Here is a 16268-nt window from a genome sequence, read left to right on the forward strand (position 1 = left end):
GGCTCGCCGGTTTGTTTGTATCCCGGTCTTCCAATCCCGCTACGTGCCCGCTCACCCTTCCCAAAGAGAGTGTCGGGCGATCTGAGCAAGCATCAGGGAGATCGCAAAATGACCAAGCCCATTAAGAGTCAATCCGCTTCACGCCCACCTGTCGACGCACTCCAGTACGAAAAACTCGCCTTGTCTGCATTCGACTTCTGCGATCGGCAATTGAGTCAACTGAACACGTTGATTACGCTCGCGTCCTCGATATGTAGGAATCCTCCCATTACGAGTGACGAAAGACGCCGCCGCCAGATCATGCTTGAACTGCTCGTCGACACTGCGGAGCAATATCGGCAAGACCTCGAAAACGATCGCGAGCTTTTCCAGGTGATCGCACTCGATGCAAAGGGCGTCTCTCAAGCGCGTCTGACGGCCAGCCACGCAACGCGTCTTCTTGCCGAAGCATCCAAGCTCGCGAGCGGATCGCAACCCACCGCCAACGTCGCCAAGCGAAAAAGAACGCCCGCGAAAACCGCGTCGATCGTAAAAACGCAAACGCAGCAAACGGTCGCCGTGCGGCACTGATCAACGGGTAGCGGTGAACCAAAAGCATCAACGAAGCGAGGCGTCATGCACAAGCGCATGCGCCTCCTTCACCCGCACCGTCAGAACGACCGCAAAAACCGACCCCTTAAACTCCACCGAAGCGAGCGCTATAAGCCGTCGCGCTGTCATGGTCACGCATTCGACGCACAAACGCGAGCGCATGCCTGAACCATGCGCTCGCATCGAGTTGCCGAAAACAGATTGCGTACTACTGACCTTGCAGATTCGGATTTCCAGCAGGAACGCCGGAGCCGGTTTCGGACGAGCCAGTGGTGGAAGGACCATATCCCGTCGTTCCACTGTTCTGCGCGGCCACGCGAGCTTCGGCCGCTTGGATGTCAGCGGGGTAGGTGGAGTCGGTTGCGACCGCGGGGTTATAGCCGGCCTGTTCGAGCTGCTTCAATTGCGCTTTGACCTCGGCGCGCGTGACCGGCTGCTCGGATTGCGCGAACGATGCCACCGGCGCTGCGAACACCGCAACTAGTGCCACTGCCTTGATAAGCGATTTCATGATGCTTCCCTCCGAGAATATTTTATTGGGCGCCGCAACAATCTTCGGCACCACGCACGGATTCTAGGAAGGGCGGGGTCTAGGGGAAACCCCTGATGCGGTAATTCAGTGTTGCCACAAACAGTAAGTCGGCGTGATGTAATGTCGTTCGTAATAGGTGAACAATCGCGTCAGACGCCTTGGCGTACATCGACACGGTATGCAGTCACTTGCCGATATGTGCTGCCGGCTCGCACGATCACTTCGTCCTGCTCAGCCATGTTGACCTGGTTCGGAAAGCCGCCCGCTTCGAGACACAAACCGGCATGTGCTTGATACGCAACGCCGCCGCGTCCTGTGTCGCCTTTTAACCAGTTGCCGCTATAAAACTGTAAGCCGCGTTGATCGGTCGAGACGGTCAATTCGCGTCCGCTGCCGGGATCGTAAGCGCAGGCAACCTGGCGCACCGGCGGAGTGGCGCCGTTCTTGCCGGCGTCGCGTGCATCGTGCAGCACGTAGCAATGATCGAAGCCGCCGGCGGTCGCCAACTGCGCGTGCGGCCAGTCGAGCCGCGCGCCGATCGGCGCGCTCTGCCGGAAATCGAAGGCATTGCCTGCCACTTCCGCGAGCTTGCACGGAATCATCGCGGCATCGACTTCAAAGAAGCGGTCGGCATCGATCGACAACACGTGGCCGCGAATGTCGGCCCCCGGCCGGCCCGTGAGATTGAAATACGGATGGCTCGTCAGATTGAGCGGCGTCGCGGCATCGGTGATCGCTTCATAGGCGATGGTCAGCGTGCCGTCGTCGTCGAGCGAGTAGCGCACCTGCGTGGTCACGTTGCCGGGAAAACCGGCGTCGCCTTCGGGCGACTCCAGCCGCATGAGCAACGCGCCGTTGTCCTCGCTCACGTCCCACAGCGCGCGATGAAAACCCACCGTGCCGCCATGCAGCAGATTCGCGCCTTCATTGCGGTCGAGCGTGTACTCGATGCCATCGAGCGTGAAGCGCGCATCGGCAATGCGGTTCGCCCAGCGGCCTATCAGGCCGCCCATATAAGTGGTGGCCGCCACATAGTCGGCGGGCGTGTCGTGACCGAGCAGGATATCGCCGAGCACGCCGGCGCGATCCGGCGCATGCCACGAGACCAGCGTCGCGCCCAGATCGCTGATGGCGACCTTCATACCGTGCGCATTGCGCAACGTGAAGAGTCGAACGGAATCGCCACCGCGCAATGTGCCCCACGGCTCGGAAGAAAGTTGTGCGATGCTGATCATGTCGTCAGTGAGAAAAAAAGAGAATAGGCATGCTCAGCCCGGCGCGGACGTCGAATTCGCCTGCTCCTGGTATTCACGCGGCGTACAGCCGAGTTCACGCCGAAAGACCGCGTACATGTATTGCAGCGACGTAAAGCCGCAACGGATCGCCACTTCCGCGCTCGACGCATCGCGCTTTGCCAGCAGTGCTTTCGCGACATCGAGTTTATGACGCAAAATTTCCTGGTGCACGGTGCACTGCCGTTCGCGCCGAAAGTACTCTTCGAGCGACGAACGCGACACGCCCACATAGTCGGCAACCTGTTCGGTGCGAATGCCCTGGCACGCGTACTGTCGAATGAAGTGCCGCGCTCGCATCACATACGGACTCGCCAGCGGTTCGTGCTTCGTCGATTCGAGCACGTTGATGCCGACAGGCGGAACGAGAATGCGCCGCCCGGGAAAGCGCGCACCACGCAGCATCTGATGCAAGAGGTGAGCCGCGGTGCGGCCCATTTCCTCAGTGCCCTGAATCACCGAAGAAAGCGGAATACGCGTCAACGTGCGCGTCAACGGATCATTGTCGATGCCGATGATCGCGACTTCTTCGGGCACAGGAATGCCGGCAATCAAACACGCCTGAAGCAGATGCCGCGCGCGCGCATCGGTCACGGCGATGATGCCGACCGGCTTCGGCAAATCCCGCAGCCACGCGGTGAGCTGTTCGGTCGCCTGGTTCCATGACGGCGCGCTGGTCGAGAGACCGCGATACATCTCGCCGTCGATCTGCTCCGCGCTGTGTCCATCCGCGCTACGCAGATGAGCGAACGCGAGTTCGCGCTGTTGCGCCCAGCGGTTCTCTTGCGCCTGCGGCAAGCTGTACAGCGCGAAGTGTTCGAGACCCGCGCCGATCAAATGCGTGTAGGCGAGCGAGACGAGCTTGCTGTTGTCGGTGGCGATATAGGGTAAATCCGGAGGATAGTGCGCCGGATCTTCGAACGACGAACCCACGGCGACCACTGGCAACGGACAATCGCGCAGCGCTTCGCCCACGGCGGGATCGTCGAAATCCGCGATGATGCCGTCGCCGTCGAAGCGTTCGATGCCCGTCAGCCGGCAGCGAAAATCTTCTTCGAGGAACAGGTCCCACGCCACGCGCGTGGACAGCAAGTAGTTGCCGATGCCGGTAATGATCTCGCGGTCGTAGACCTTGTTCGCGTTGAACAGCAGTGCGATCCGATGGGTCGTCTGTGGCGTTTGCGGACGGGTCATGGCGGTGAGCGGCGCGCGGGCCAATGACCCGTCGCGCCTTCGTCTCCTGTTAGATGCTTAATTTGAACGGCACCGGTTTTAAGCGTCTGGTTATTCTAGGCCCCGAATCGCGCGCCGGTGCGAAACAAAATCAAGGGCGGTAAGAAACATCAAGCACGCTGCGCAATTTCGCAATTGCCGACGCATCGTGCAAGCGGCAGCATGGCGTCACCTTGTCAACCGGCGCGGCGACGTCGCATGGGTTGCGGTGCACCATAAACTGGAGACGCTGATGTCTTACTTCGAACACATTCCCGAGATCCGCTACGAAGGCCCTCAATCGGATAACCCGCTTGCGTACCGCCATTACGATAAAAGCAAAAAGGTACTCGGAAAGACGCTCGAAGAACATCTGCGCATTGCCGTATGTTACTGGCATACGTTCGTCTGGCCGGGTGTGGATATTTTCGGGCAAGGCACGTTTCGACGTCCCTGGCAGCAGGCCGGCGACGCAATGGAACGAGCGCAGCAAAAGGCGGATTCCGCATTCGAGTTCTTCTCGAAGCTCGGCACGCCGTACTACACGTTTCACGATACCGACGTTTCGCCCGAAGGATCGAGCCTGAAGGAATACAGCGAGAACTTCTTGCGCATTGCCGACTATCTGGCGCGCAAGCAGGAAAGCACGGGCATCAAGCTGCTATGGGGCACGGCCAATCTGTTCTCGCATCCCCGTTATGCGGCCGGCGCCGCGACCAGTCCCGATCCGGAGGTGTTCGCGTTTGCGGCGACACAAGTGCGCCATGCGCTCGATGCGACGCAACGACTCGGCGGCGATAATTATGTGCTGTGGGGCGGCCGCGAGGGTTACGATACCTTGCTGAATACCGACCTCGTGCGTGAACGCGATCAACTCGCCCGCTTTCTGCATATGGTCGTCGACCATGCGCACAAGATCGGCTTTAAAGGCTCGCTGCTGATTGAACCCAAGCCGCAGGAACCGACCAAGCATCAATACGATTACGACGTCGCGACCGTGCATGGCTTTTTGCTGCAGCATGGGCTCGACAAAGAGATTCGCGTGAACATCGAGGCCAATCACGCGACGCTGGCGGGCCACTCGTTTCATCACGAGATCGCCACGGCCTACGCGCTGGGTATTTTCGGCAGCGTCGATGCGAATCGCGGCGATCCGCAAAACGGCTGGGATACGGATCAATTCCCAAATAGTGTGGAAGAACTGACGCTCGCCTTCTACGAAATTCTCAAGCACGGCGGCTTCACAACCGGCGGCATGAATTTCGATTCGAAAGTACGGCGCCAAAGCGTCGATCCGGAAGATCTGTTCTACGGTCACATTGGTGCGATCGATAACCTTGCGCTCGCCGTCGAACGCGCGGCGGTACTGATTGAAAACGATCGTCTCGATCAATTCAAACGTCAGCGCTACGCGGGCTGGGATGCGGAGTTGGGCCGCAAGATTTCTTCCGGCGATTATTCGCTCTCCGCGCTCGCTGAGGACGCAATGGCGCGCGGTCTGAACCCGCAGCACGCAAGCGGCCATCAGGAGTTGATGGAAAACATCGTGAATCAGGCGATTTACAGCGGACGTTGATCAGCGTTTCAGGAAGCAGTGCATCAAGAAGTTGCAACACTAAAAAAAAATCGCGCGGCCACGTCGACCGCGCGAAACAGGAAGCTTTGGGTTGTCGCTTGTCCGGTCTTGTGGCTCGCAGCGCAAACCGTCCAATCCGGTATTCCGGCTATCAGAAGAAGGAGACAGAGATGAAATTCGCAACGCGTCGTAACGTATTGAGTTCGCTCGTATGTGGAGCGGTGCTCGCCAGCCTGTCGCTTGCCGCGCCGCTCGCGCATGCAAGCAAGGATCACCCGGAAATTGGCTTCTGTATCGACGATCTGCGCGTCGAACGCTGGTCGCGCGATCGTGACTATTTCGTCGCCGCAGCGGAAAAACTCGGTGCGAAAGTGTCGGTGCAATCCGCCGATGCGAGCGAAGCGCGGCAGATCTCGCAGATCGAAAACCTGATCTCGCGCGGCGTCGATGTCATCGTGATCGTGCCGTTCAATTCGAAGACGCTCGGCAACGTGGTCGCCGAAGCAAAGAAAGCCGGCATCAAGGTCGTTTCATATGACCGCCTGATTCTCGACGCCGACGTGGACGCCTATATTTCGTTCGACAACGAGAAGGTCGGCGAATTGCAGGCGCAAGGCGTGTACAACGCGCAGCCGAAGGGCAACTACTTCCTGCTCGGCGGCGCGCCGACCGACAACAACGCCAAGATGTTGCGCGAGGGTCAGCTCAAGGTACTGAAGCCTGCCATCGATAAAGGCGACATCAAAGTAGTCGGTCAGCAGTGGGTGCCGGAATGGAGCGCGTCCACGGCGCTGCGCATTGTCGAAGATGCGCTGACGGCGAATAACAACAAGATCGACGCGATCGTCGCCTCGAACGACGGCACCGCGGGCGGTGCGATCCAGGCGCTCGCCGCGCAGCACATGGCGGGCAAAGTGCCGGTATCGGGCCAGGACGCGGACCTCGCGGCCGTGAAACGTGTGATTGCGGGCACGCAGACCATGACCGTCTACAAGCCGCTGAAACTGATTGCCGGCGAAGCCGCCAAGCTCTCCGTGGCGCTTGCAAAGGGTGAAAAACCCGCCTTTAACTCGCAATACGACAACGGCAAGAAGAAAGTCGACACGGTGCTCCTGCAACCCACGTTGCTCACCAAGAGCAATGTCGATGTAGTCGTCAAGGACGGCTTCTATAGCCAGGCCCAGCTCGCGAGCCAATGAGCGTAACGTGTGCGCGGCGGACCTCGATGCGTGTCATGCGCGTCGGCGCCGTCGCGCGCCTTGCAGCGAGGCATAGCGAATGACGCAAGCTCTCATGACGATGCGCGGCATCGTCAAGGCGTTTTCCGGCGTGAAGGCGCTCGACGGCATCGACCTCACGGTCGCGCCCGGCGAATGCGTGGGCCTGTGCGGCGAGAACGGCGCGGGCAAATCGACGCTGATGAAAGTGCTCTCGGGCGTGTATCCGTGGGGCACGTGGGACGGCGAAATCATCTGGGAAGGCGAGCCGCTGAAAGCCGCCAGCGTGCGCGATACCGAACGCGCCGGCATTATCATCATTCACCAGGAGTTGATGCTGGTGCCTGAGTTGTCGGTGGCGGAGAACATCTTTCTCGGCAATGAAATCACGCTGCCCGGCGGCCGCATGAATTATGCCGCGATGTATCAGCGCGCCGACGAACTGCTGCGCGAACTCGGCATCAGCGGAATCAATGCCGCACAGCCGGTGATGAACTATGGCGGCGGCCATCAACAGTTGATCGAAATTGCGAAGGCGCTGAACAAGCGCGCCAAGCTGCTGATTCTCGACGAACCGTCTTCTTCGCTGACTTCTTCCGAGATCCGTATTCTGCTCGACATCGTGCGCGATCTGAAGCGGCGTGGCGTGGCCTGCGTGTACATCTCGCACAAGCTCGATGAAGTGGCGGCCGTGTGCGACACGATCAGCGTGATTCGCGACGGACGTCATGTCGCGACCGAGCCAATGCGCGCGCTCACCACCGACCGCATCATTTCGTTGATGGTAGGCCGCGAAATCAAGAACCTGTTTCCACGCGAGCCGCATCCGATCGGCGACGTGATCTTCGAGGCGCGCCACGTCACCTGTTTCGACGTGACCAATCCGCGCCGCAAGCGTGTGAACGACGTGTCGTTCGCGCTGCGGCATGGCGAGATTCTCGGCGTGGCCGGTCTCGTAGGCGCGGGGCGCACGGAGTTGATGCAGGCGATCTTCGGCGCGTATCCGGGCGTGAGCGAGGCGACCGTTGTGATGGACGGCAAGCCGCTGAAGATTCGCGCACCAGTCGATGCGATTCGCGCAGGCATCGGCATGGTGCCGGAAGATCGCAAGCGCCACGGCATCGTGCCGGGGCTGAGCGTGGGCCATAACATCACGCTGGCCGTGTTGCAGCGCTTCGCATCGGGCGGGCGGATCGACTCCGCAGCCGAACTCGATACGATTCATACGGAGATGAAACGGCTTTCAGTGCGCGCCGCGCATCCCATGTTGTCGATTGCGAGTCTGTCGGGCGGTAATCAGCAAAAGGCCGTGCTGACACGCATGTTGCTGACCAATCCGAAAGTGCTGATTCTCGACGAGCCCACGCGCGGCGTCGACGTCGGCGCGAAATATGAAATCTACAAGCTGATCTTTCAACTTGCGCAGCGCGGCATGTCGATCGTGATGGTGTCTTCCGAACTGCCCGAAGTGCTCGGCATCAGCGATCGCGTGCTGGTGATCGGTGAAGGCGAGTTGCGAGGCGATTTCATCAACGACGGCCTCACGCAAGAGGACATTCTCAGCGCCGCGATCCGTCCCGTGCAGCGATCCCCGAACCCAACCGCAGCGAGTGCCGCATGACGCCCGACGTTACTTCCCAACGCGCCGACGAAGCCGCGCCGCGAGGCGCATTCGCCGGTCCGCAGCGCATTCAGCAATTGTTCGCGCGCTACAAGATTCTCGCGCTGCTGATTGCCGTGGCCGCGATCTGGATTTTCTTTTCGATGCTCACGCACGGCGCGTTCGTCACGCCGCGCAATCTGTCGAACCTGCTGCGGCAGATGTCGATTACCGGCATGCTCGCGTGCGGCATGGTGTTCGTGATCATTGCCGGCGAGATCGATCTGTCGGTCGGGTCGCTGCTCGGTTTGCTCGGCGGCGTGGCGGCGATACTCGACGTCAACCGGCACTGGCCGATCGGCGTCACGTTGCCCGTGGTGATGCTGCTCGGCGTGCTGGTCGGCATGTTCAATGGATGGTGGTCCACCTATCGGCGCGTGCCTTCGTTTATTGTCGGGCTCGGCGGCATGCTTGCGTATCGCGGCATTCTGCTCGGCGTGACCGGTGGATCGACGATCGCGCCGGTGTCGGACAGTTTCGTGTTTGTCGGCCAAGGGTATTTGCCGCGGCTCGCTGGCGATACGCTCGCGGTGGTGCTTTTTCTGCTGCTCGCCTTTCTGACGATACGGCAGCGCCGCAATCGCGAGCGTTATCAGTTGCGCGTGGTGCCGGTCTGGCAGGACGTGGTGAAGGTGGTCGGCGCGGGTGTGATACTCGCCGGTTTCGTTGCCACGCTCGATCGGTATGGCGGTATTCCGGTGCCGGTGCTGTTGCTGCTCGCGTTGCTGGGTATCTTTACGTGGATTGCCACGCAGACCGTGTTCGGGCGACGTATCTACGCGGTCGGTTCGAACCTCGAAGCGACGCGGCTCTCGGGTGTCAACACCAATCGCGTGAAACTGGCGATCTTCGCGCTGATGGGGCTGATGTGCGCGTTCGGCGGCATCGTGAACACGGCGCGGTTGGCGGCGGGCTCGCCGTCGGCGGGATCGATGGGCGAACTCGATGCGATTGCTGCGTGCTTTATCGGCGGGACGTCGATGCGTGGCGGTTCCGGCACGGTCTACGGCGCACTGATCGGCGCGCTGGTGATGGCGAGCCTGGACAACGGCATGTCGATGCTCGACGTCGACGCTTATTGGCAGATGATTGTGAAGGGCAGCATTCTCGTGCTGGCCGTTTGGATCGATGTCGTGTCGGGGTCGAACCGGCGGTGAGGTGGAAGGGGGGTGCGGTGGCGCGAGGCCGTCGCATCTGTTTTCTACTGATGTGGCGCGTGAGCTGTCTATCAGCGCATCTGCGCGGCAACGGCGGCGCCGAGCTTGCTGCGCCGTGCGGGCGCCTTTGTGGCCGGCTTCTTTGCAGTTGCCGTTTTTTTTGCGGCTGCAGCAGGCTTCTTGCGCGCTGCCGATTTATCGCCGGAGGCGCTTGGGCTGCGTTTCGAGGGGCCGTCCAGCACGCGCATCTCGATACGCATATCCGCCGCGACCGCCATGTTGACCAACGCGTCGAGCGCGAACAGATTGATCTTGCCGCGCATGAGATCGGACACGCGCGGCTGGGTGACGCAGAAGCACTTGGCCGCTTCCGCCTGACTCATGCCGGTGCGGGCGATATGGTCTTTGATCGCCATCATCAGCACCGAGCGAAGCTTCATGTTCTCCGCCTGCTCGGGCGTGTCTTCGATAGCGTCCCAGACGCTCGAAAATGTTCGATTGCTCATGCCTTAACCTCTTTCATTTCGCGGTAGCGCTGGGCGGCGAGATCCAGATCCGTTTTGCCGATCTTTTGCGTCTTTTTCTGGAAGCAATGCAGCACGTAGATCGCGTCTGCAAATTTTGCGACGTAAATGATCCGGAATGCACCGTTTGCGTCGCGAATCCGAATTTCCCGTGTACCTGGGCCTATCGTATTCATGGGTTTCCAGTCGTCGGGATCACGACCGCGCTGGACCTGATCGAGTTGATGGCCGGCGTCGCGTCGGGCCGAAAGCGGGAACTCGCGCAAGTCGTCCAGTGAGCTACCGCAGAACTTGAGTGACTTCGCATCGATCATTTACGATTATACAAAAATTTGTATGAGAGGGTAGTCGGCAGAATTTGATGAAGTTGCTATTTTTGCGCTGAACTCACAGCATTGCGTGCTTCGCGCAGCCTACATTTGAGTCAGATCAGAAATCCGATAACGTCGCAAATAGGACGCGCTGGCTAATGCACTTCGTCCTGCTCACCCCCATTTAATGAAACACCCCACGACAACCCCCCATCCCCGCCATCCTCCCTATCCCCCGCCCCAAGCCGCCCTGACTTGGACCCACGCATTTAAGTCCCACATCCGTGGCCCGTCTTATTACTATTCCGAGGAACAACGCCAGGCGCCGACCCGCGCTCTCACAGCTTTCCAGCCATCGTGCAAGCTGATCGAACCATGCCATGTTGAAACGCAGAACCTTTCTGCTCGGCGGCGCCGGCGCTGTCGGCGCGTTGCTGGTCGGCTGGTCGGTGCTGCCGCCGGGGCAGCGTTTGACCACGTCCATGCCGCTGCCGGCGCAAGGCACGCAAGTGGCGCTCAACGGCTGGGTCAAAATTGCCGCCGACAACAGCGTGACGATCATGATGTGCAAGGCGGAAATGGGGCAGGGCATCCACACCGGTCTCGCCATGCTGCTTGCCGAAGAACTGGACGCCGACTGGTCGCGGGTGCGCGTCGAAGACTCGCCCATCGACAGGATCTACAACAGCGTGCAAAGCATCATCGACGACTTGCCGTTTCGCCCCGACAACGACAGTACCGTCAAGCGCGCCACCGTCTGGATGACCCGCAAGCTGGTGCGCGAAGCCGGCACGATGATGACGGGCGGTTCGTCGAGCATCAACGATCTATGGACGCCCATGCGCGAAGCCGGCGCGTCGGCCCGCGCCATGCTGATCGGCGCGGCGGCCGCGCAATGGAAAGTGCCGCCCGGTGAGTGCCGCGCTGAAGGCGGTCAGGTGCTGCACCCGTCGGGGCATAAAGCGAGCTTCGGCGAATTGTCGTCGATGGCCGCGCAGCAGCCGCTGCCGCGCAAGGTGACGCTGAAAGATCCCGCCGACTTCAAGCTGATCGGCAAACCGCTGCGCCGTATCGAAGCGGCGTCGAAGATCAACGGTACGGCGCGCTTCGGCATCGACGCGCTGCCGGACGGCCTGCTCTACGCGAGTGTCGTCATGTGTCCAACGCTCGGCGGCACGGTGGCGAAATTCGACGCGACGGCCGCCGGCAAATTGCCGGGCTTCCTCAAGGCGTTCGCCGTCGCGCCGTACAGCGGCGGGACCGGCGGCGTCGCCGTGATCGCCGACAACCCGTTCCGCGCGATGAACGCAGTCGCCGCCATCGACGCGACCTGGCACGACGGCCCGGCGGCGAAGCTGTCGAACGCGGACGTGGACCGCCACCTCGCGCAAGCACTCGACGACAGCGACGGCCACGCCTATTACCGCCTCGGCGACGTCGATGCTGCCATGACCCGCGCGACGCGCACCTTTAGCGCGGAATATCGTGCGCCGTATCTCGCGCACGGCGCGGTGGAACCGCTCAACTGCACCGTGCAGGTCGCGGACGGTACAGCCACGGTCTGGGTCTCCACGCAAATGCCCGGCCTCGCGCGGCACCATGTGGCGAAAGTGCTGGAACTCGACGAGGATAAAGTCGACGTGCAAACGCTTCTTCTCGGCGGCGCGTTCGGCCGGCGTCTGGAGCTGGATTTCATCGCTCAGGCCGCGGCGATCGCGCGCGAAGGCGGGGGCCGTCCGGTGCAAACGCTCTGGTCGCGAGCGCAGGATTTCACCCACGACTTCTATCGTCCGGCGTGTCTGTCGCGGCTGAAGGCCGGTTTCGACAACGACGGCAAACTGGTGGCATGGCAGGCCACGTCGGCAAGTCAGGCGATCGTGCCGGAAGCGCTCGCGCGCTACTACGGCGCGCCGCGTCTTACCATCGACAAGACCACCTGCGAAGGCGCCTTCGATCAGCCCTACGAATGGCCGGCTGCGCGCGTCGCGCACAAGATCGTCGAATTGCCGGTGCCGGTCGGGTTCTGGCGTTCGGTGGGTCACTCGCATCAGGCGTTCTTCACCGAGGGCTTTACCGACGAACTTGCGGTAGCGACCGGCAAGGATCCGATGGCATTTCGCGCCGCACTGCTCGAGCAGCATCCGCGGCATCTGGCGGTGTTAAAGCGCGTGGCGGCTCTGTCGGCCTGGGAGCATCCGCTAGCGCGTGCCGCCGACGGCGCGCCGCGCGCGCGTGGCGTCGCGCTGCACGAGGCGTTCGGCAGCGTGGTCGCGCAGGTCGCGGAGGTGTCGATCGGTCCGGGTAAGAAGATTCGGGTGCATCGGGTGATCTGCGTGATCGATTGCGGCATGCCGGTGAATCCGAATCTGATTCGGCAGCAGATGGAGAGCGCGGTTGTCTTCGGTCTCTCCACCGCGTTGCAGGACGAGATCACACTCGTCGACGGCCAGGTGCAGCAAAAAAACTTTCTGGATTTCCCGGTGGTGCGAATCGACGATTGTCCGGTGATTGACACGGACATCGTGCCGAGCCAGATGCATCCGCAAGGCGTGGGTGAAGCGGGCGTGCCGCCGGTCGCGCCGGCGGTGGCTAATGCGGTGTTCAAGTTGACGGGCCAGCGCTTGCGCTCGCTGCCGTTGAAACTGGCGTGAAGCAGGCCGAATTCAAGAACACAGGGAGACAGTCATGGGATCGCTGAACATCAACGGCCGGGCAGTGGCGGTACAGAGCGAACCGGACATGCCGCTTCTGTGGGTGCTGCGTTGCGAGCTCGGCATGACGGGCACCAAGTTCGGCTGTGGCGTGGGTATTTGCGGCGCGTGTACGATCCATGTCGACGGCGAACCGAACTTCGCCTGTCAGACGTTCATGTCGAGCCTGCACACGCAGAAGATTACGACCATTGAGGGTTTGCAGGGTGCGGAAGCACAAGCGTTGAAGGCCGCGTGGATCGATCTCGACGTGGTGCAATGCGGCTATTGCCAGAGCGCTCAACTGATGGCGGCTTGCGCACTGCTCAAGCACAATCCCAAGCCGACCGACGCGGACATCGACACGGCGATGTCGCACATCGTGTGCCGTTGCGGCACCTATCCGAGGGTACGGGCGGCAATCCACCAGGCGGCGGCAAAGCGCCGCCCCGCATGACGCCGCCGACGAGTTTCGCGTTCACCCTTAACGAAAGAGTCCGCTGCGCACGCTCAACCTGCTAGCAATTCCACCACGGCGACGACCGCCGTAAAAATGCCGATGCAGCCGCCGAGCGTGGCTGCGCTTTTCATGAATTGCGACATACAGGTCCCCGTAATGAGTGGTTGGTGACATGTATTTAATCTGAATTGAAAGGCAAAAGAAAGGCAATCAAAAATAATTCGTAAACTGAGCGCGCGTCGCCACCAGACGTGTGTGCATGGCCGGAGCATCGCTTTGCGGCGCTCAAGGCGCTTTCGTTGCCGCCGTCGTTGGCGTCGCCTTGACCGGCACCGCGACCGCAGGCTTGGAACCAACAGAAGCGTTCTGCGGATCAACTTCCCAACCGCCGCCGAGCGCGAGGAACAGGTTCACCTGATCGATCGCCACCTGGCCGTCCGCGGCCGCAGCCTGAGACTTCGTGGACGTCAACGTGCGCGTCGCATCCAGATCCGAAATAAACGACTCACGTCCCGCGCGATACAGCCGATGCGTTTCATCCGCCGACTCTGTCGCCGACTTGACCGCGGCACGCAGCGCATCGGCGCGGGCGTAATCCGACGAATAGGTCGCGAGACTTGTTTCGGTTTCGCGCAACGCGGTCAATACCACACCGTCGAACTTTGCCAACGCCACCTGGCTCGATGCCTGCGCTTCACGCACGCGCCCACGCGCGCCGTTCGTGGGAAACTGCCAACTGATTAGCGGACCGAAGCCCCAACGCGCCGTGGGCGACGTGCCGAGGTCTTCCAGAACGCCGGTCAACCCCGCCGACGCCCCGATGCTCACCGTCGGATACAGCGCCCCGGTGGCGACGCCGATCCGCGCCGTGGATGCCGCCAATTGACGCTCGGCCTCGCGCACATCCGGTCGGCGTTTAAGTAGCGCAGCGCCGTCGCCGACGGGAACCGGCTGGCGGAGTTGCGGCAGCCTGTCGCAAGCGAGCACGGCCGGCGGCAGATCCGAAGGCGCGCGCGCGAGCAGCGCCGCGAGCCGGTACTGCGCGATCTTGCGGCGCGCCGTATAACGCGGAATATCCGCCGACAACGTATCGACCTGGGTCTGCCCACGCGTCACGTCGGGTTGATTGCCGCGGCCTGCATCGCGCAGGCGGCGCGAGACGTCCACGCGCTGTTTCTGCAGCGCCAGCGATTGTTGCGCGATCCTGAGTTCCTCGGCGGCCGAACATTGCTCCACGTAAGAGCGCACCACGTCCGCCACCACGGTGATTCGCGCGAGATCGGCCGCGGCTTGTACCGACTCGGTGTCCGCTTGCGCCGCTTCCACCCCGCGCCGCAGCTTGCCGAACAGATCGATTTCATACGAGATGCTGATGCCGATGTCGCCTTCGTTGACGACCGGCAGCTTTTCGGTGAGCAGGTATTGCTCGGCGGATTCCTGCGCGCGTTCGATCGCCACCGAACTCTTGCCGGAAAAACCGCCCTGCGCCTGCGCCACGCCCAACGCTTCACGCGAACGCGCGAGATTGGCCGCCGCGACGCGCAAGTCGGTATTCGATTGCAGCGCTTCGTCGACGAGTCGATTCAGCACCGGATCGTCGTACAGCTTCCACCACACGGGTGGCACGTTCTGGCGTGTGGTCAGCGAGGTGTCCGCGCCTTCGATCGGCGCGTTGGCGAGCGGTGCGTTGATCAACGCCTGTTGCGGCAACGCGTAGTTGGGACCGACGTTCATGCATCCATTGAGCGCAACGGCCAATGGCAGCAACGGCAGCAACGGCAATAAGGGCAGGGCGCGCGACAGCGTCATTGCGAGGCGCCCGATGACGAGACCGCCGCCGGCGCCGGCTGTGCAGCCGAACCAGCCGGGCCAGTCGAAACAGCAGACGTAGCCGACGTAGCAGACGCGGATGAAGAAGCCGCCACCGCCCCCGACGCCCCCGCATCAGGATGCTTCTTCCCGACAGGCGACAGATCACGCACCGACACAGTCGCCGTCCGCCCCGCGATCATGCGGAAGTCCGCGGGCACTTCATCGAGCGCCACACGCACTGGAATCCGTTGCGCGAGACGCACCCAACTGAAAGCCGGATTCACATTCGGCAGCAGATTCGAACCTTGCGTGCGGTCCCGATCCTCGATCGCGGCGACGATACTCTGCACATGTCCGCGCAACACCGCCGGTTCGCCCATCACCTTGATATCGACCGGCTGGCCGATGTCGATGCCACCCAGCTTGGTTTCCTCAAAATACCCGTCAACACGGAACGAATGCATATCGACCACCGAGACCACCGCGCGCCCCGCCGCGACATATTCGCCGACGCGCGGCGCGCGGTCGTTCAGATAACCGTCGACCGGGCTCATGATCGTGGCGCGTTGCAGATTCAGCTTCGCGGTGTCGATCGCCACGTTCGCATCGGCGAGCGCGGCTTCGCCAGCCTCGACGCGCGAGCGGCTTTCTTCTGCCACTTCCGCCGCGACCAGGTTGCCGAGCTTGCGGTTGCGCGCGTCTTCGCGGCGCGCCTGGTCGAGCGTGGCGCGGCGTTGTTGCGCGGTCGCCTGCGCCTGGCGCAGCGCGAGCGTGTAGCGGGCTTGATCGATGACGAACAGCACCTGGCCTTGCTTGACCTGCTGGTTGTCCACCACCTCGACCGACGAAATCAGTCCCGAGATGTCCGGTGCGACCTGGATCACGTCGGCGCGCACGTGTCCGTCGCGAGTCCACGGCGCGAACATGTAATAGCCAACCAGTTTCCACAGCACGAGGGCCGCGGCGACGACGACGATCAGGGTCAGCAGAATTTGACCGACGGAGAACCAGGTTTTTTTCACGTTATTAGTCTGTGTGAAACGACAACGACAAGGCCCAGCACCAGCACATAGATGCCAAGATCGAAGATGGAGCGATGCCAGACGAAGCGGTAAAAGCCGACGCGCGCGAGCACCGTGCGAATGACCAGGTTGATCAGATACGCGACCAACATCAGGACGAGCACGGCCGGCACGAACACGCCGAAAATATCGATTTCACCGATCATCGCGGG

At 61.7% G+C, this 16268-nt stretch carries 14 protein-coding genes and 1 pseudogene; 7 read left to right on the forward strand and 8 right to left on the reverse strand.

Annotated elements, in window-relative coordinates; translation table 11 throughout:
* The first annotated feature begins 108 nt into the window (after positions 1–108).
* The gene (locus tag B0G71_RS33165; protein ID WP_116147191.1) at positions 109–570 is read left to right on the forward strand and encodes a hypothetical protein; all 462 of its coding nucleotides are present in this window, start codon (positions 109–111) and stop codon (positions 568–570) included.
* 229 nt (positions 571–799) lie between these two features.
* On the opposite strand, the gene B0G71_RS33170 is transcribed toward B0G71_RS33165, so the two are convergent.
* The 3 genes from B0G71_RS33170 to B0G71_RS33180 all read right to left on the reverse strand — a co-directional run bounded on the left by B0G71_RS33170 (position 800) and on the right by B0G71_RS33180 (position 3609).
* On the reverse strand, positions 800–1102 hold the full coding sequence (locus B0G71_RS33170; RefSeq protein ID WP_116147193.1) for a DUF4148 domain-containing protein: 303 nt from the start codon (positions 1100–1102) through the stop codon (positions 800–802).
* A 170-nt stretch (positions 1103–1272) separates the two neighbouring features.
* On the reverse strand, positions 1273–2358 hold the full coding sequence (locus tag B0G71_RS33175) for an aldose epimerase family protein (RefSeq protein ID WP_116147195.1): 1086 nt from the start codon (positions 2356–2358) through the stop codon (positions 1273–1275).
* Between the two features lie 33 nt (positions 2359–2391).
* A complete protein-coding gene (locus B0G71_RS33180; protein ID WP_116149100.1) occupies positions 2392–3609 on the reverse strand; it encodes a DNA-binding transcriptional regulator in 1218 nt (405 codons plus the stop codon).
* 271 nt (positions 3610–3880) lie between these two features.
* On the opposite strand from B0G71_RS33180, the gene xylA reads away from it, so the two are divergent.
* The 4 genes from xylA to B0G71_RS33200 all read left to right on the forward strand — a co-directional run bounded on the left by xylA (position 3881) and on the right by B0G71_RS33200 (position 9237).
* The gene (xylA, locus tag B0G71_RS33185; RefSeq protein WP_116147196.1) at positions 3881–5203 is read left to right on the forward strand and encodes a xylose isomerase; all 1323 of its coding nucleotides are present in this window, start codon (positions 3881–3883) and stop codon (positions 5201–5203) included.
* Between the two features lie 170 nt (positions 5204–5373).
* Positions 5374–6402, forward strand: coding sequence for a D-xylose ABC transporter substrate-binding protein (xylF, locus tag B0G71_RS33190; RefSeq protein ID WP_116122384.1), 1029 nt, complete (start codon positions 5374–5376; stop codon positions 6400–6402).
* Between the two features lie 79 nt (positions 6403–6481).
* Positions 6482–8041 carry a D-xylose ABC transporter ATP-binding protein gene (xylG, locus tag B0G71_RS33195; RefSeq protein WP_116147198.1) on the forward strand — a complete coding sequence of 520 codons (1560 nt, stop codon included), beginning with the start codon at positions 6482–6484 and terminating at the stop codon, positions 8039–8041.
* On the forward strand, positions 8038–9237 hold the full coding sequence (locus tag B0G71_RS33200) for a sugar ABC transporter permease (RefSeq protein WP_116122382.1): 1200 nt from the start codon (positions 8038–8040) through the stop codon (positions 9235–9237). Before xylG ends, B0G71_RS33200 begins: the two co-directional genes overlap by 4 nt.
* 233 nt (positions 9238–9470) lie before the next feature.
* Here B0G71_RS33200 and B0G71_RS42205 read toward each other — a convergent pair.
* Together B0G71_RS42205 and B0G71_RS33210 are read right to left on the reverse strand one after the other, a co-directional pair.
* Positions 9471–9743 (reverse strand): annotated as a pseudogene (locus B0G71_RS42205) (helix-turn-helix domain-containing protein); the annotation flags it as partial.
* Positions 9740–10075, reverse strand: a complete 336-nt coding sequence (locus B0G71_RS33210) for a type II toxin-antitoxin system RelE/ParE family toxin (RefSeq protein ID WP_116147202.1) — start codon at positions 10073–10075, stop codon at positions 9740–9742. The pseudogene B0G71_RS42205 and the gene B0G71_RS33210, both read right to left, overlap by 4 nt.
* Before the next feature lie 377 nt (positions 10076–10452).
* Between B0G71_RS33210 and B0G71_RS33215 the strand changes: the two genes are divergently transcribed.
* A complete protein-coding gene (locus tag B0G71_RS33215; protein WP_116147204.1) occupies positions 10453–12723 on the forward strand; it encodes a xanthine dehydrogenase family protein molybdopterin-binding subunit in 2271 nt (756 codons plus the stop codon).
* Positions 12724–12757: 34 nt separating this feature from the next.
* A complete protein-coding gene (locus tag B0G71_RS33220; protein ID WP_116147206.1) occupies positions 12758–13219 on the forward strand; it encodes a (2Fe-2S)-binding protein in 462 nt (153 codons plus the stop codon).
* 288 nt (positions 13220–13507) lie between these two features.
* On the opposite strand, the gene B0G71_RS33225 is transcribed toward B0G71_RS33220, so the two are convergent.
* From B0G71_RS33225 to B0G71_RS33235, 3 genes are read right to left on the reverse strand one after another with little or no spacing between them, the layout of a single operon-like run.
* A complete protein-coding gene (locus B0G71_RS33225; protein ID WP_116147207.1) occupies positions 13508–15031 on the reverse strand; it encodes an efflux transporter outer membrane subunit in 1524 nt (507 codons plus the stop codon).
* Positions 15028–16056 (reverse strand): HlyD family secretion protein, encoded by a 1029-nt coding sequence (locus tag B0G71_RS33230; RefSeq protein ID WP_116147209.1) that lies wholly within the window; start codon positions 16054–16056, stop codon positions 15028–15030. The genes B0G71_RS33225 and B0G71_RS33230 overlap by 4 nt, the downstream gene beginning before the upstream one ends.
* Complete coding sequence (locus B0G71_RS33235; protein WP_116122375.1) at positions 16053–16262, reverse strand: DUF1656 domain-containing protein; 210 nt, start codon at positions 16260–16262, stop codon at positions 16053–16055. The genes B0G71_RS33230 and B0G71_RS33235 overlap by 4 nt, the downstream gene beginning before the upstream one ends.
* Between the last annotated feature and the right edge of the window lie 6 nt (positions 16263–16268).

This window comes from Paraburkholderia sp. BL27I4N3 (assembly GCF_003386115.1).
Taxonomy (GTDB): domain Bacteria; phylum Pseudomonadota; class Gammaproteobacteria; order Burkholderiales; family Burkholderiaceae; genus Paraburkholderia.

Coding starts and splice junctions, on each gene's coding strand:
- B0G71_RS33170 (WP_116147193.1), bottom strand. CDS start 1,102: ATGAAATCGCTTATCAAGGCAGTGGCACTAGTTGCGGTGTTCGCAGCG.
- B0G71_RS33165 (WP_116147191.1), top strand. CDS start 109: ATGACCAAGCCCATTAAGAGTCAATCCGCTTCACGCCCACCTGTCGAC.
- xylF (WP_116122384.1), top strand. CDS start 5,374: ATGAAATTCGCAACGCGTCGTAACGTATTGAGTTCGCTCGTATGTGGA.
- B0G71_RS33235 (WP_116122375.1), bottom strand. CDS start 16,262: ATGATCGGTGAAATCGATATTTTCGGCGTGTTCGTGCCGGCCGTGCTC.
- B0G71_RS33220 (WP_116147206.1), top strand. CDS start 12,758: ATGGGATCGCTGAACATCAACGGCCGGGCAGTGGCGGTACAGAGCGAA.
- B0G71_RS33200 (WP_116122382.1), top strand. CDS start 8,038: ATGACGCCCGACGTTACTTCCCAACGCGCCGACGAAGCCGCGCCGCGA.
- B0G71_RS33225 (WP_116147207.1), bottom strand. CDS start 15,031: ATGACGCTGTCGCGCGCCCTGCCCTTATTGCCGTTGCTGCCGTTGCTG.
- B0G71_RS33210 (WP_116147202.1), bottom strand. CDS start 10,075: ATGATCGATGCGAAGTCACTCAAGTTCTGCGGTAGCTCACTGGACGAC.
- xylG (WP_116147198.1), top strand. CDS start 6,482: ATGACGCAAGCTCTCATGACGATGCGCGGCATCGTCAAGGCGTTTTCC.
- B0G71_RS33175 (WP_116147195.1), bottom strand. CDS start 2,358: ATGATCAGCATCGCACAACTTTCTTCCGAGCCGTGGGGCACATTGCGC.
- xylA (WP_116147196.1), top strand. CDS start 3,881: ATGTCTTACTTCGAACACATTCCCGAGATCCGCTACGAAGGCCCTCAA.
- B0G71_RS33215 (WP_116147204.1), top strand. CDS start 10,453: ATGTTGAAACGCAGAACCTTTCTGCTCGGCGGCGCCGGCGCTGTCGGC.
- B0G71_RS33180 (WP_116149100.1), bottom strand. CDS start 3,609: ATGACCCGTCCGCAAACGCCACAGACGACCCATCGGATCGCACTGCTG.